This window comes from Nostoc sp. UIC 10630 (assembly GCF_010747425.1).
GTDB lineage: Bacteria > Cyanobacteriota > Cyanobacteriia > Cyanobacteriales > Nostocaceae > Nostoc.
Map to the genome: position 1 here is coordinate 1 of NZ_JAAGOG010000195.1, position 14,331 is coordinate 14,331.

Sequence of the window (14,331 nt, forward strand, 5' to 3'; positions counted from 1 at the left end):
TAAATCGTTAATTAACATTGAGACATGATGCAATCGCCGATTAAATCGTGACTTTTCTAACATTCGTGGTATCAAATCGAATAATCGGTTGTATTAGAGAAGCGATAGAATGCTATGAGAAATCAGGAAAAGTCTTAGGCACATTAGATGCCAAACAAACAGAAATTTCTATTTTGTTTAATACAGGGCTTTGCAAACTTGCATTATGGGAAATAGAAGCAGCCGAAGATTGTTTCAATTCCGTTTGTATACTTGCTGAAGAAAATAGCGATCTTGATGATTACATGACTTATGCCCAATGCTGTCTAGCTATGATAAAATCACGCTTTGGTAGCAGAGAAGATGCATTTAATCTTGCTGAAGTTGCCTTTTCTAGCATCTCAACATCAACTAGAGTGACTTTGTGGGGAATAGGGCATAGTTTAGTAACTCTCTGCTTAACTTATAAAAATTTAGGGAATCTGAAAAAATCCTTTGAGTTATGCCAACGAGCTATATTTCATTCTGAAGAAAACAACTTTACTCAGATTAAGGCTAAAGCTATAAGTTGTCTTGCGGAACTTTTTCGAGAACAGGGAGAATTTGCAAGAGCAATTTTTCATCATTCAGAAGCGATAGAAATTCTTGATAAAATTGGCGCTAAATCAGACTTAGCTGAGGCTTATTATCAGTTGGCATTAACTCATAAAAAAATGGGTGAAATTAGTCAAAGTAGGGAAAGTTTTTTACAAGCGATGTCTGCGACGGGCTACGCCTACACACTTTTTAACGAAATGCAAGCACCAAGGCAAGTTGAGAAGGTTCAAATAGCAATGGAGTGTTTTGAAAAGTAAGCGATCATATTCAGTTTTACTGCTTATTCCTGTTTTCTCATTTAGATATGAAGTCTTTGGAGTGAGAGGTTTGGCGAGAACTGGGGAATTTATGGAGCGATCGCTCCTAAAGAGGTCTGTTGTCTCCATAATAGATACAGAGCGTGTGATCAGTAGAGGTTTTATGTCCCTAACGCTTGAAGACTTGGAAAAAATGCAGCAACAGTATCCTGACTATCGTATGGAACTAGTTAAGGGTAATATTATTGTTTCAAGTCCATCAGGATACGAATCAGATGAAGTCGCAGCTGCAATGATTGCCGAGTTACGTAACTGGGTTAGACCTCGAAAACTGGGACGAACAGCAGCTTCTAGTGCTGGTTTCAGATTGCCAAATTCAGATTTACGCGCACCGGATGCTTCATTTGTTTTAGCCGAGCGCTTGCGTCGCAGTCCCAAGTCTTTTGCTCAATTGGCTCCCGATTTGACTGTCGAGGTGAAGTCCCCTAGTGATAATTTGGAGGATTTGAGAGCCAAAATTCAAGAATTTTTGAGTTTGGGAACTAAGGTAGGAATTTTGCTCAATCCAGATGAGCGGATTGTTGAAGTTTACAACATTGGACAAGAAGCAATAATACTTCGTGATGGCGATATTTTAACAGTTCCCGATTTGCTCCCAGGATGGGAAGTACCAATTGCCGATTTGTGGCCTTTAGAGTTTGACTAGGATATTGGTAAAAGATCCTACAGATGCACATGGATAGAACTAAATGTTATGGATTGCTATGTAATCCTTTAACCTTCAGAAGTTTAAAAACTACTGAATAGGGACGTGTTTTGGAATTGAAGAGCTTCCGGTCATTTTCGGCAAGATGATATCGCTCTGGGGTAATTCTTGGTTCTTCAAATTCGTCTACAGAAAAACCTGTTGCCTTGAAGACTTTCCAGTAATCGGAAAGAGGGCGGTGGAACCAGATAAATGGTGTTGTAAAATGATTCCAAGGTTCATCGTTGTGTTGTGCCCTTTCAAAGTAAGAAGAGGCCCAACTATAAGAAACTGTCCCATCCTCACTTACAGTTGTCGAGCTGCCTTGGGGAAAGCAAGGATGTGAGAAGACAAGGATTGCAATACCACTAGGTTTAAGAACACGATTGAATGCCCTTATTGCTCCTTCGAGATCAAGCAAATCCATGAGAACATAATTTGAGACGATCATATCAAATTGCTCATTTGGAAGCGAATTGAGTTCAGTGCATGAATCCAAATGAAAATCTATATCTAGATTATTTTGGCTAGCTCTGAATTTGGCAATTTCTATCATCTGAGATGAAAAATCTATACCAGTTACACTGGCCCCTTTAAGGCAAAGTTGGCGCGCTAAATATCCTGTACCACAACCAGCATCAAGGACAGACAATCCCGCAACATTACCAGCGAAACTCCATAGTACTGGATCTGAGTTCAAAATTCGATTGCTGTCACCATCATCCCCAACTTGAATATCCCAGTCTTTAGCTCTATGATCCCAGAGTTCAAGTATTTCTTGCTCGTCAAATTTGGCCATGATTTCTTCAGTCATGTCTTCTTCCTGAAAAGAATTACTTAACAGAACTAAACTATTTTCACATAGATATCTGCTGAACTTTATGCTTCATGGTACTGTGATGCTGCATTTAATACCTAGCTGAATTGGGAGAGTAAACTTTTGATAGGCAAAATTTTGGTTAGTGGCGGTAAAGGATAAAACTATAAAAATTTGGCAACTGCCATAGTGATTTAGTTCCTCATCAACTGAGTGACGGTAGAATATACCTAATTTATAATTTTCATAGCTTCAAAAGCCTAACCATGACGATGCATCCTACACTCCAACGTGCATTTACTAACCGCCGCATTCTGAAAGTGATTAGCGGCTTGAATAATTTCGACGCTGCTAGCGTTGCTGCTACTGTCAAAGCTGCGGAATTTGGCGGTGCTACTTTTGTTGATATTGCTGCCGATCGCGCTTTGGTACAGTTAGCTAAAACTTTGACAAAATTACCAATTTGTGTTTCAGCAGTAGAACCAGAAAAATTTGTGCAAGCTGTAGCAGCTGGTGCTGATTTAATTGAAATCGGGAATTTCGATTCCTTCTATGCTCAAGGTCGTCGCTTTGAGGCTCCAGAAGTGCTAGCGCTGACTAAGCAAACCCGCGCTCTTCTCCCAGAAATTACCTTATCTGTCACCGTTCCCCACATTTTGGAACTAGATCAACAGGTGCAGTTAGCAGAAGAACTGGTGAAAGCTGGAGCAGATATTATCCAAACCGAAGGCGGTACTAGCAGTAACCCAGTTCACCCTGGAACTTTAGGATTAATTGAAAAAGCTGCTCCCACCTTGGCAGCAGCTTTTGAGATTTCCCGTGTGGTGTCAGTGCCAGTATTGTGTGCTTCAGGCATTTCTAGCGTTACAGCACCATTAGCGATCGCAGCTGGTGCAGCTGGTGTTGGTGTTGGTTCCGCTATCAACCAACTCAATAGCGAAATAGCAATGATTGCTGCTGTACGTAGCTTAGTAGAAGCTTTAGCGACTGCAAGAGTGCTAACTCAGAAGTAAGAAGTAGGGAGTGGGTATTGGGCAAAACAGTTCCGTTAGCGATAGCGGGGCGTTTAGCCCGTGCTGTTAGCGGATAGCTAAGGTTTAGCCCGTGAGGAGTAAGGAGTGCTGAGTGAAGAGTTAGGAGTTATAAATTCTCCCCCTGCCCCCTGCTCCCTGCTCCTCTGCCCTCATGCTCCCCTCACCCCAAACAATCCTTCAACGCATAAATCACCTGGTCTTGCTGGTGCTGTGTCAATTCTGGGAACATGGGCAAAGCTATGACTTCATGGCAAGCTTGCTCTGCTATTGGTAAGTCCCCAATTTGATAGCCTAGATTTTGATACACTGGCTGCAAATGTAAAGGATAGGGGTAATAAATCATTGAACTTACGCCCTGTTCTTGCAATTGATTACGCACCCAATCTCGATATTTGGCGCTAGAACCATTCCGCCCTTCACCTGAGATGCGAACAGTGTATTGATTCCATACCCCAATACCCCCAGGTAATTCTTGAGGCGGGACGATTCCCGGAATTTGGCTAAGGAACTGATAGTAATAGTTGGCGATATCTCGGCGGCGCTCGTTCCAAGTATCTAAATAACGCAATTTAATCTGCAATATGGCTGCTTGGAGAGCATCCAATCGGCTATTTACACCGATTTCCTCGTGTAAATATCTAACTTTACTACCATGCTCACGGAGTATTCGCAGTTTAGTAGCGATCGCAGGATCATTAGTTGTTATTGCTCCGCCATCACCGCAACCACCAAGATTTTTGGTAGGGTAGAAACTAAAGCAACCAATATGTCCAATACTTCCTACTTTTTTATTGGCCCACATTGCGCCTGTAGACTGAGCGCAATCTTCAATTACTGACAAATTGTGAGATAGAGCGATCGCAATTAATGATGTCATATCCACAGGTTGTCCAAATAGATGAACCGGGATAATCGCTTTAGTTTTAGGTGTAATCGCTGCTGCTACTTGCTCCACATCCAAATTAAAGGTAGTAGCGTCAATGTCAACGAAAACAGGTTTTGCACCCACGGCGCTAATTACTTCAGATGTCGCAATAAAGGTGAAAGGCGTTGTAATCACTTCATCGCCTGCACCAATTTCCAAGACTCGTAACGCTAAGTAGAGCGCATCAGTACCAGAATTACAAGCCACACATTGAGTAACAGTATTATAAGCAGCAAATTGTTGCTCAAAGCTTTCAACTAGGGGGCCGCCAATATAGCGGCCAGAAGCCAGAACTTCTAAGACGGCTGCACTTACTTCTGCTTCGATGCTGGTGTATTGCTGCTTGATATCAAAGGCAGGGATGGGATTTACACTTTGGATCATGAGTTCTCATTTTATCGGGAGATACAAAGGATGCACTTCGAGAGTCAATTTTTGCTAATTGAATTGTTAATCAAAAAGGAGCAAGTAAAAGACTATCACCTAAGATACGCATCTATTAGGGTTTTTACTTAAATTGTGGGGCGGTAGACTACCGCACATTTAATTTACAGATAGTAGGCATACTAGGAGTTTGCCATGTTAAGGTTGTACCATTTTTTAATTTTGAATTGATGAAGGTGATATATATCAACCAAGATCCAACACATCGGATCAAAGTTCCAGATGTGTGAGCTGCTTTGAGAAGAAAATACTAGGAGATAGAAAACCCATGCAGGATATGATCAAGCTGGATTTTGCGGATTTAGCTATTGCTGTGGGATTGATGGCGATCGCCATTGGTTTATCTGCCTGGGAAAAATTAGGATTAGAGTTGAACCTAGCCCTAGCTACTGGGAGAACCATCTTACAACTTCTTGTATTGGGATACATTTTAGATTTCATCTTGGCTTTAGACAATGCTTGGGCAGTTTTGGCGCTATTAGCAATAATGCTGACAATTACGGCGATTGTCGCACGAAATCGCATCAGCCAAAAAATTCCTCATTTGTTGCCTTTGGTGTGGGGTGCAATTTTAATTAGTACCGTCCTGACAGTGTTTTACACCAACTTCTTGATTATTCAACCAGACAGATGGTATGAACCACAGTATATAATTCCCTTAGTAGGAATAGTCTTAGGCAATGCTACCAATGCAGCTGCGATCGCAGGCGAGCGTCTTGTCAGCACCATTAATTCCAGCCATCTCGAAATAGAAACCCACTTGAGTTTAGGCGCAACGCCCCAGCAAGCAGTTAGCCAGTATCGCAAAGATGCCATCAGAGCCGGATTGATCCCCACTCTCAATCAAATGATTCTTATCGGGATGGTCGCAATACCAGGAATCACCACCGGACAGTTACTAGCTGGTGTGAAACCTCTGGATGCAGTATCTTACGAAATTTTGATTATATTTATGGTTGCTTTCGCTAACTTGCTGACAACAATTTTGCTTACTAGGGGGTTGTGTCGTCAGTTTTTCAATTCCGCCGCGCAGTTAGTCAGTTAAACAAGTTTGCAATTACGAGCTAAGGAAGCTGATACCCAAATCAATAATGGGACTAGTACTCTGTCTCATTAATTCTGAAGGGTTATAAAAGTTCTTAGTAAGGACTTTAGTCCTTGATTTGAGCGATTTATCGCTCACTACAAACCTAGCAAAATTAATACGATGAACCACTAGCCCTTTCAAGGTGACTGGTAAAATCTCTTTTTTCTCTCTGCGCTCTCTGCGCCTCTGCGGTTTAAAAATGATTTTTCGGCGTTGCTTGCGGTGTCCAAGCACTTGTAATATCTACTAAAAAACTTTTAATTTTAATCCCATCGGACTAATTTACACAAGAATATCTAATCTCATAGAAATTACATATTCCTCCGAGCGCATGAGTACAGAATTCTGTAATCTTGGCACACTGGTATCGTAGAAGTTAAAAATTTAATGACTTCTAGAAGTGTCGGAGGTAAATATGAAACGAATTTTTTTGACGGCAGCAGCCTTACTCAGCACGCTATCTTTAGCTGCTCCCATTCCCGTCAAAGCAGAAAACTCCGCCCCTGTCCGGCGCTTGCTGGAAACTAGAGAATGTTTGGGATGTAATTTAGCAGGAGCAAACCTCAAAGGCGCTCATTTGATAGGTGTTGACCTGAGAAATGCAAATTTAAAAGGAGCTAATCTCGAAGGTGCTAATTTAGAAGGCGCTGATTTAACTGGTGCCAATTTGAAGTCTGCTAATCTCACAGAAGCATTCGTCAGCGATACTATCTTAAATAATGCCAATCTCACCAATGTTAATTTGAGTAATTCCCGTTTATATAATACTGACGTAGATGGCGCTGTTTTAGCTAATATTGATTTAAGTGGTGCAGATGTATTCAATACTGCCATTAGCGTTGGTGGTGAATATTAATTGTGAGTCATGATTTTAAAGTGATGAGTTAAGAGTTAAATTCAACTCCTAACTCTGCACTTTTCAAGCTTTATTCCCCAGTAATTGACAGTTCATTAACCCAAATTTTTGGGCAAACTCCCCCAGGCGTTAACTCAGCTTCTTTTTCTACATAAATAATTGACTTTAAGAGTTCCAAGAAATCGCCAGCAACAGTTGCTGACTCAATACTTGTTCTAACACCCTTATTAACTAGCCAACCATCAAACGGCAAAGAAAAGGAACCTTGCAAGGATTTAACACCTGCATGGAGAGCTTGTAAATCATCAATCAAAATCACATTTTCAGCAGTGTCTAAACTTAACTCTTCTTCAGGAGTTGCTGTTGTAAAAACATGATAAAAATTGGGACTAACGCTGACTTTTGCACCAATACTGGCATTACCTGTTGGCTGGGCATTCAACCTTTTAGCGGTGCCTGCACTGTGGAGGAAGCTTGTTAAAACGCCATTTTCAATCAGCGAAATCTGGCGAGTCGGAGTTCCTTCACCATCAAAAGTCTCTGCTCCTACATTAGCTGGGTGCAGTGCATCGTCAAAAACTGAAAGTAGAGGAGAAGCAATTTGCTTACCTAAATCATCAGGAGTAGATAGGCTTTGATTATCCAAAATACTTTGAGCGTTGAACAAGTTAGAAAAAGCACCCAACAGACTCAAGAAAGCTTCTGCTGAGAAAACAACTCGATATTTACCAGTCTTGATTTTTTCATAGTTCAAGTGGCTGATAGTTTTATCGGCGGTTTCTTTGATGCAACCATTGATGTCTAGATTATCTAAACTTTGGTTGATTCTAAAAGCACCTGCACTGCGAGGTTTTTTTCCCTCTTCTTCAGTTTTGCTATAAAGATAAACTGATGCTAAAGAATGAGATTCTGTTCTGACTGCGCCATCGCTATTTAGATAAAATCTGTCAATATCTCTTTGTGATAAACCGTTATAAGGCACACCTTTAATTGCTGGATGAGCTGCGAGTAATTCTTTTTCAGCTACCAACAATCTTTCTATCAGTTCAGCAACAGGTGCTTGGGGTGTCTTATCTTGGGGTTTATTTGAAATAGGAGCAGTAGCTTCGGGACTAAAATCAGGAACATTTTCTTTAACACCAAAAAAACTGGCTTCATAAGCAGTTTTCAAAGCTAATTCCAACCCCTTGGAATCTACATCTGTGGTGCTGGTAACACCCATTGTATTATCTTCATTCCAGACACGAACAGTAACACCAGAGCGATTTGAAGCTTTAACTTGTTTTGGCTCACCTTGGTCTACTTGCACGCTAGTATCATCTACTGTTGAGCCATAAATGTCAAATTTTTTAATACCAAGCTTTTCGGCATTGTCCTTGGCAGAGTTTGCAATCTCATTGATATTTGGCATAGTCAATTTTGGATTTTAGATTTTAGATTTCGGATTGGCAGCGATTCTATTTTTATTTAAGATTAGATTTTGGATGTTATTGCTTATATTTCTCTCGAATAATTCTGACTGAAGTAACAGTCAAACAATTTGTTCTTTTAGATTTTAGATTTAACCTACGGAATTATCCGGGAGCATGAGCATTTTGGATTTTGAATATTACCATCCAAAATCCAAAATCGTTCGACTGAGCGGAGTCGAAGTCCAAAATCTAAAATTATTATCGTCCACCGACGGTAATAGAATCAACCTTGATGTGGGGTTGTCCGACTGTGGTGTAAATGCTGCCACTGACAGAGCCACAAAAACCTGGTGCAATTTCCAAATCTTGGGAACACATAGAAATTTTATTCATAATTTCCTTAGCTTCACCAATTAAAATTGCTCCCTTTAGCGGTTTAGTAATTTTGCCATTTTCAATCAAATAAGCTTCATCAACACTAAAGTTAAATTGACCTGTAGCACCAACACTACCACCACCCATTTTCTTACAGTAAATACCTTTATCAACCGAGGCAAATAAATCATCAGTGCTATATTCGCCAGAATCAATATAAGTATTACGCATCCGGCTAGCAGCAGCAAAGGTATAATTTTGGCGGCGGCCACTTCCAGTTCTGGGGTGTCCGGTGCGTGCAGAACCTGTTCTATCTGCTAAGAAGTTTTTGAGAACGCCTTTTTCAATTAATAAGGTTCTTTGAGCAGGCATACCTTCGTCATCCATGTCAATTGTCCCGAAGGCATTTTCAGAGCGCCCTTCGTCCCAGGCTGTTAAACTTTCGTGGGCAATTTTTTCGCCTTTTTTGTCAGCAAAGGGAGTGGTATTGCGTTCAATTTGAGTAGTTTCCAACAGGTGTCCGCAGGCTTCGTGGAAGATTACGCCGCCAAAGTGATTGGCCATAATAATCGGGTAAGTACCCGACTCTACGTAATCGGCGTAGAGCATTTTGCCGGCAGATTCTGCTATTTTTTCGGCGGCTTGTTGAGAATCCCAAGTTCTCAAGAAATTGGCATCGCTAGTATTACCCGCGCGATCGCCAATTGAGGTACGATTAGCACCATCAGCACACAATAGGTTAAATCCTACTGACTGAGTGAGGCGAATATCACGCGCAAAAGTTCCGTCACTAGCAGCGATTAAGACTTCTTGCCAATCCCGAAAATAGGTAGCACGGCGCGATTGGACATGGCTAGCTTTTTGCTTCAGGTGAGCAGTCCCATCAAGGAGGACTTCTCCCATTTCGCGGATGGAGCTACACACTGGCAGCCATGCATCTTTACCTCTTTTGGTGGCGTAATCTCTCAGTAGTTCCAGGTTAATTTCGGGGATGAAAGCTTTAGGAGCAGGTAATTGCAACCCCAGGATAGACAAACCTTTTTCTAAAGCTGCTTTCAAACCGGAAAACGAAAGGTCATTAGTGCTGACGTAGCAATCGGCTTTGCCACGAAATACTCTGACTCCCGCACCTGTAGACAGACTTGGTGAAATACTAGTGATGGAATCCTCTTCTGCAAGACAACTAATATAGTTGCGACGTTCTAAAAATAATTCGATGAAGTCAGCGCCTGCGGCGCGTCCTAATCCCAGGAGGGTAGCCAGGGGGGCTTCCCAGGTTTCATCGAAACGCTCTGGTGTAGAGGAATATTGTAAGGTGGGAAGTTGATTCGAGAGAAGTAGCGTACTTGTAAGCATGGGTAGCCTCGTCTGCTGGCGTAATTCAGAGATTTGACTGAAAAATCCTGGTGTGTTCACTCTAGCAAATTTACTCAACTACCATCTTGACTAATTCTTTGAAAAGTAGTGTGGATTTCCCTAACTCTCCTTCAAAAGGGTTGTCAATAAAAAAGCCCGCCTTTGCGGGCTGAGATTTTGAAAATTCCCACCATTGAGGGTAATGGCAGAAAATGAGATACACCTAATATTATGTATTTACTTATTACTCTTCTCAATGAAGGGAGTCAGGAGCTAGAGATGCTCTAACTCTAGTAAGAAGAAAGAAATTTCCTGACGAATAACTCCTACTAAATATGTAATCTTATTTCCTACAAAGGCTTAATTTAATCCAGATTATCACTCTTAGCTTTATTTACGATTTCCCATTTTCAGTGGAATCCTTGCTGTTTGTTGCTCATTGAAAGTCTGACTTAAGTTGGAACTTTGTCCTGTAGATAATAGATTCTTAAACAAGAGCTTCAGTGTGCGAGTAATAGTTTTCAAAATTTTCATCTTGCTCGCAGTTGGTTTTTGGTCATATCTCAAAACCATTGGGATTTCTGCGATTTTTGGTCTGAGTATTTTAGCTTTCAATAGTAAATCTATCATGCAAGCAAATCCACTTTCAGTAAATAGATTGTCACCATAATACATATCTAATTTACTAACAAAATTACGGTTATATAGTCTATAGCCACAAGTATAATCTCTTACACCTGGTACACGGGCTGCAATTCTAAATAGCCAGCTAGCTCCGTAACTCATTATCTCTCTAAATTTTGATAAACCTATGACTTTAGAGCCTTTTCGGTATCTAGATGCGATCGCAATATCATAGCTACCAGCTATCATAGTGTCATACATCTTTATTAGGAGTTCTGGCGGTTGAGTGTTGTCGCAATCCATTGCGGCTAAAAAATCGCCTTCTTGAGAAATTTCTAAAAAAGTTCTGAAACCTGTTTTAATTGCTTCACCTAAACCAGCATTCTTGGGATGTTGGACTAAGTTAAGTAATACTCCCAGTGATTGAGATTCTTCTAAAGCAGTCTGAGCAGTTGCATCACTACTACCATCATCAACAAGAATCAGTTTTATCTCCATATTAGAGATTTGCTGTAATGTCTGAAACCTTTTGAACAAGGGGCGAATTGATTCTTGTTCGTTGTATGCGGGTAAAAGAACAAAAAGACTCATAAATACTCCTGTAATTTTTAAAATAAAATCCAATTAATCAAATTTCAAGAATTCAGCAATGTTGATTTATTGAGAAATTCATCGACCTGTCGCACAACTGCGTTGTTGTTGACGCTATCATTGACCAACTGCGAAGTATTGACGACGAAAAAATCTTCGTTCTCGGTACTCACTTTTGGAACAAGGCTGGAATAATCTAAAACTTGTAGTGGCTGCACTTTAATAGCTCGATTGATATGTGCTGCTACAATGTCATCTGATTTGAGTTCTGGGAACATCAAACGTATACCCTGAAAAAATACTTGGCGCAATTCATCATCAGGCTGTTTTAGCAACGGGTCAGTGGAAAGGATATATTTTGGTAGAAATGTCATGTGATATCCTGCCGTTTCTTGCAAAGAAACTAAGTTGCTCATACCGATGACTCCGGTAAAAGGAATAGTTCTATCGGCGATATTTACGACGTAATAAGGAACTAAAGCTTTGCGAGTAATCAATACCATGCAGATTACACCCAGGTATTCTACTGTTTCACCAGTGTCGGAAACTTTTATCAGTTCATCAGCAGCAACTTGTTGCAAAATATTAACCGGGCCAGTAAAAATTACCTTATCAAAATGCTCCTTTTTACCCTGAAATTCTACCAACATTCCACCGCCTGAATGAGGCGCGATATATTCTACTGCAACCCCTGTGTGAATATGACCTCCAGCCGCATAAATTAACTTTTCTATATGGTCAAAAACAGTTTTGTAACCTCCTGAAACATAACCAAGTTGTTCTTTATTTAATGAAGAATCACGCGCTGAAAATAGTCGTTTGATATAAGCCCAAATAAAAACTGCTGATATTCTCTTATAGTTCTCTCCTAATTTGGATAGAAGTAAAGGTTTCCAGAGCTTTTCGTATGTGCTTTTACCACCGAGTTTTAATAGCCAATCTTCCACTAAAATCTTCTCTAAGCGCCGCCAGTTATTAAGACGTGAACCATAGAGCAGAGTAAAAGCTAATCTGATCTTACCTATAAGTCCAAATAGAGGAAAGCGAAGAAATTCTATAGTGTTACTGATAGAATAGAATTTTTTATTGTCATAAAATCCTGTTAAGCTTCTATGCCAACGCAGTTTATCTCCCAGACCAATATCTCTGAGAAAATTTATTAGATGAGTATCAGAAGGTAGGATAACGTGATAAAAGCGATCCCAAGTAAACAACCCATAATCATGATAAGTTGTCAGTCCACCAAGCTGTTTGTTGCTATCGAAGACAGTTACTATATGCCCTTGATGTGCAAGACGTTGGGCTAATACGAGTCCAGTTATGCCTCCGCCAATAATACCTATATTCATAAATTTAATTTATATTTTTGTAGCTATGTTTTTGAGATTGATCTTCAGAAGCTGTTAATAACCTTAATAACCTCAACATTTGTGCCTTTAGCTATCAATTTACAACCAGAACTACACCAGCTATAATAATAGATATTCCTAACCACTGGCTAAATGCAACTCGCTCTTTTAAAAGATAGTGAGAAGCAATTGGGATTAGTGCATACATTAGTCCTAAAACTGGAAATGCTTGGCTTAGAGGAATTGTCCGCAATACATAAAGCCACAATACAGTCATAAATGTATAGCAGATAAACCAAATCCAAAAATAACGAGACAATAAAAGATTTAAAATAGATGTGCTAGATCCCTTAGTAGGGCTAGAAATATGAAGTCCATATTTTAGTGATACGTTAGCTGTGGTTCCGAATAAAACTACAACTATTAAAAGTAGCCAGGTAATAATGTTCATGTTCCAATAGGTTTTGTAAAATTTACTATAAAGAAATTTATATATGCTTTTTCATAGTAATAACTACTAAAAGAATACCTATAAAAATAGTGATTACTCCTGCAATTCGAGTTAGTGTAATCACCTCATTAAAAAAGTAGTAGGAACCGAAAAGTATACCGACATAATTTAAACTAGTTAGTGGATAAGCAATACTCAATTTTACCGATCGCAAAGCCAGTATCCAATTGACTATTCCCAAACAATAAACACTAACAGCTAATGCTAATTTTTGAAGAAATACCCAATCTAATAGTCCCTCATCTGTATGACTCATGGTATATTTCATAAGCAATTGCCCAGAAATACTAAATAAAATACTGACAAACAAGATAATATAGGGAATTATTTTAACGTTTGAAATTTTCAATATAGATTTCATCGTACATTTCCCTCAATCGAGATAGTAGGTATGAACCGGCCAGTAAACAGCCTATTGTTTTGGACGTTTCTGATTTCGGTCATACTTTCTGTGCAATTTGACTTCCACTTCATAAAATAGACAACAACATTAAAAAGGCTATTTTGAAGGGACTGATATCAAAATGACCACCAAAAGCTGTGCCCAAGAGTTAGCAAATAAATACTATACAGCTTGTAAAACGGTTGCTATATTATTGCAGTATCCGGTATTGTCAGAGTCAAGTGCTTATAGTTGTATTTCCAGTTTGGCTTTACCTAAGTGTGAATTGCAGAAGCTTTCCCTATCAGCCAGCTATGCTTCCAGAGTAATTTGTAGTGCGATCGCAACATCTATGTCATAGGTGATGCAGATATGCGAAAATTGAGGGCTTTGTCAGTCTCCAAGCTTACATAACATATCTGTAACCTCGGCTGGTAACTAAGCCGACTAATAAAAACTTGTACTCAGCTTGGGTGTGTATACGTAGTCTTTTTGGACATGGGAACACAATGAGTAATAGAAGTCTGCTTGGCTGCGGAAAATAGAAAGATGAATCAGTCTCAAGTAATGCGCTTTACAGGTCTGTGGGGATTTTACTTAATGTCCAAAGGGAGTTTTTCACGAGACTAACGGCTAATGTAAACTAGCGTTTGGCGATTAACTCACAGCTTATGTTAATTTAAGCAGATTTGAGATGTTTTACATTTAGTCTTAGGCTTGTTTAGATTGTTCTTAATTATATGTAATTTTAACTAGAGCTTTACTCAAAATTTATTGTTACATATAATCACTTACTAGAATACCACGAGAAAAGGGTGTTGCAAATTTATCGCCACACTTCATCAAAAATTCATTTACCGAAAATATACTTAAACCAAAACTTCATAAAATCGAAATTTTCCCACATACATTATGAATTTTTATTTGTATATTTATAAAGTGCTTTCTGGCTAATAAACTCACATAAGTAGCGATTTCATATCAGACTAT

At 39.6% G+C, this 14,331-nt stretch carries 14 protein-coding genes; 6 read left to right on the plus strand and 8 right to left on the minus strand.

The window, feature by feature from the left end:
* Positions 1-65: 65 nt before the first annotated feature.
* On the plus strand, positions 66-833 hold the full coding sequence (locus G1O98_RS30735; protein WP_345940609.1) for a tetratricopeptide repeat protein: 768 nt from the start codon (positions 66-68) through the stop codon (positions 831-833).
* A 163-nt stretch (positions 834-996) separates the two neighbouring features.
* On the plus strand, positions 997-1,539 hold the full coding sequence (locus G1O98_RS30740) for a Uma2 family endonuclease (protein ID WP_163936308.1): 543 nt from the start codon (positions 997-999) through the stop codon (positions 1,537-1,539).
* Between the two features lie 46 nt (positions 1,540-1,585).
* Here G1O98_RS30740 and G1O98_RS30745 read toward each other — a convergent pair whose 3' ends face one another.
* Positions 1,586-2,392 carry a class I SAM-dependent methyltransferase gene (locus G1O98_RS30745; protein ID WP_163936273.1) on the minus strand — a complete coding sequence of 269 codons (807 nt, stop codon included), beginning with the start codon at positions 2,390-2,392 and terminating at the stop codon, positions 1,586-1,588.
* A gap of 269 nt (positions 2,393-2,661) precedes the next feature.
* On the opposite strand from G1O98_RS30745, the gene G1O98_RS30750 reads away from it, so the two are divergent.
* Complete coding sequence (locus G1O98_RS30750; protein ID WP_163936276.1) at positions 2,662-3,408, plus strand: DUF561 domain-containing protein; 747 nt, start codon at positions 2,662-2,664, stop codon at positions 3,406-3,408.
* 181 nt (positions 3,409-3,589) lie between these two features.
* Here G1O98_RS30750 and G1O98_RS30755 read toward each other — a convergent pair whose 3' ends face one another.
* Complete coding sequence (locus tag G1O98_RS30755) at positions 3,590-4,738, minus strand: DegT/DnrJ/EryC1/StrS family aminotransferase (RefSeq protein ID WP_163936279.1); 1,149 nt, start codon at positions 4,736-4,738, stop codon at positions 3,590-3,592.
* Positions 4,739-5,066: 328 nt separating this feature from the next.
* Between G1O98_RS30755 and fetB the strand changes: the two genes are divergently transcribed.
* Complete coding sequence (gene fetB, locus G1O98_RS30760; protein ID WP_163936282.1) at positions 5,067-5,843, plus strand: iron export ABC transporter permease subunit FetB; 777 nt, start codon at positions 5,067-5,069, stop codon at positions 5,841-5,843.
* 457 nt (positions 5,844-6,300) lie between these two features.
* Positions 6,301-6,741, plus strand: a complete 441-nt coding sequence (locus G1O98_RS30765; RefSeq protein ID WP_114080482.1) for a pentapeptide repeat-containing protein — start codon at positions 6,301-6,303, stop codon at positions 6,739-6,741.
* A gap of 70 nt (positions 6,742-6,811) precedes the next feature.
* Here the strand turns inward: G1O98_RS30765 and G1O98_RS30770 are convergent, their stop codons facing one another.
* The 6 genes from G1O98_RS30770 to G1O98_RS30795 all read right to left on the minus strand — a co-directional run bounded on the left by G1O98_RS30770 (position 6,812) and on the right by G1O98_RS30795 (position 13,320).
* Positions 6,812-8,152 (minus strand): TldD/PmbA family protein, encoded by a 1,341-nt coding sequence (locus tag G1O98_RS30770; protein WP_163936286.1) that lies wholly within the window; start codon positions 8,150-8,152, stop codon positions 6,812-6,814.
* Between the two features lie 259 nt (positions 8,153-8,411).
* Positions 8,412-9,884 carry a TldD/PmbA family protein gene (locus G1O98_RS30775; protein ID WP_163936289.1) on the minus strand — a complete coding sequence of 491 codons (1,473 nt, stop codon included), beginning with the start codon at positions 9,882-9,884 and terminating at the stop codon, positions 8,412-8,414.
* A gap of 390 nt (positions 9,885-10,274) precedes the next feature.
* Complete coding sequence (locus tag G1O98_RS30780; protein WP_163936292.1) at positions 10,275-11,099, minus strand: glycosyltransferase family 2 protein; 825 nt, start codon at positions 11,097-11,099, stop codon at positions 10,275-10,277.
* A gap of 44 nt (positions 11,100-11,143) precedes the next feature.
* Positions 11,144-12,448, minus strand: a complete 1,305-nt coding sequence (locus G1O98_RS30785) for an NAD(P)/FAD-dependent oxidoreductase (RefSeq protein WP_163936296.1) — start codon at positions 12,446-12,448, stop codon at positions 11,144-11,146.
* A gap of 94 nt (positions 12,449-12,542) precedes the next feature.
* The gene (locus tag G1O98_RS30790; protein ID WP_163936298.1) at positions 12,543-12,899 is read right to left on the minus strand and encodes an EamA family transporter; all 357 of its coding nucleotides are present in this window, start codon (positions 12,897-12,899) and stop codon (positions 12,543-12,545) included.
* A gap of 37 nt (positions 12,900-12,936) precedes the next feature.
* Positions 12,937-13,320 (minus strand): EamA family transporter, encoded by a 384-nt coding sequence (locus tag G1O98_RS30795; RefSeq protein WP_163936301.1) that lies wholly within the window; start codon positions 13,318-13,320, stop codon positions 12,937-12,939.
* Positions 13,321-13,483: 163 nt separating this feature from the next.
* On the opposite strand from G1O98_RS30795, the gene G1O98_RS30800 reads away from it, so the two are divergent.
* The gene (locus G1O98_RS30800) at positions 13,484-13,702 is read left to right on the plus strand and encodes a hypothetical protein (RefSeq protein ID WP_163936305.1); all 219 of its coding nucleotides are present in this window, start codon (positions 13,484-13,486) and stop codon (positions 13,700-13,702) included.
* The last annotated feature ends 629 nt before the right edge of the window (positions 13,703-14,331 follow it).

Bases quoted from the DNA above. Each gene is read 5' to 3' on its own strand.
- G1O98_RS30775 (WP_163936289.1), bottom strand. From the start codon at position 9,884: ATGCTTACAAGTACGCTACTTCTCTCGAATCAACTTCCCACCTTACAA.
- G1O98_RS30770 (WP_163936286.1), bottom strand. From the start codon at position 8,152: ATGCCAAATATCAATGAGATTGCAAACTCTGCCAAGGACAATGCCGAA.
- G1O98_RS30800 (WP_163936305.1), top strand. From the start codon at position 13,484: ATGACCACCAAAAGCTGTGCCCAAGAGTTAGCAAATAAATACTATACA.
- G1O98_RS30755 (WP_163936279.1), bottom strand. From the start codon at position 4,738: ATGATCCAAAGTGTAAATCCCATCCCTGCCTTTGATATCAAGCAGCAA.
- G1O98_RS30740 (WP_163936308.1), top strand. From the start codon at position 997: ATGTCCCTAACGCTTGAAGACTTGGAAAAAATGCAGCAACAGTATCCT.
- G1O98_RS30780 (WP_163936292.1), bottom strand. From the start codon at position 11,099: ATGAGTCTTTTTGTTCTTTTACCCGCATACAACGAACAAGAATCAATT.
- G1O98_RS30750 (WP_163936276.1), top strand. From the start codon at position 2,662: ATGACGATGCATCCTACACTCCAACGTGCATTTACTAACCGCCGCATT.
- G1O98_RS30790 (WP_163936298.1), bottom strand. From the start codon at position 12,899: ATGAACATTATTACCTGGCTACTTTTAATAGTTGTAGTTTTATTCGGA.
- G1O98_RS30785 (WP_163936296.1), bottom strand. From the start codon at position 12,448: ATGAATATAGGTATTATTGGCGGAGGCATAACTGGACTCGTATTAGCC.
- G1O98_RS30765 (WP_114080482.1), top strand. From the start codon at position 6,301: ATGAAACGAATTTTTTTGACGGCAGCAGCCTTACTCAGCACGCTATCT.
- G1O98_RS30745 (WP_163936273.1), bottom strand. From the start codon at position 2,392: ATGACTGAAGAAATCATGGCCAAATTTGACGAGCAAGAAATACTTGAA.
- fetB (WP_163936282.1), top strand. From the start codon at position 5,067: ATGCAGGATATGATCAAGCTGGATTTTGCGGATTTAGCTATTGCTGTG.
- G1O98_RS30795 (WP_163936301.1), bottom strand. From the start codon at position 13,320: ATGAAATCTATATTGAAAATTTCAAACGTTAAAATAATTCCCTATATT.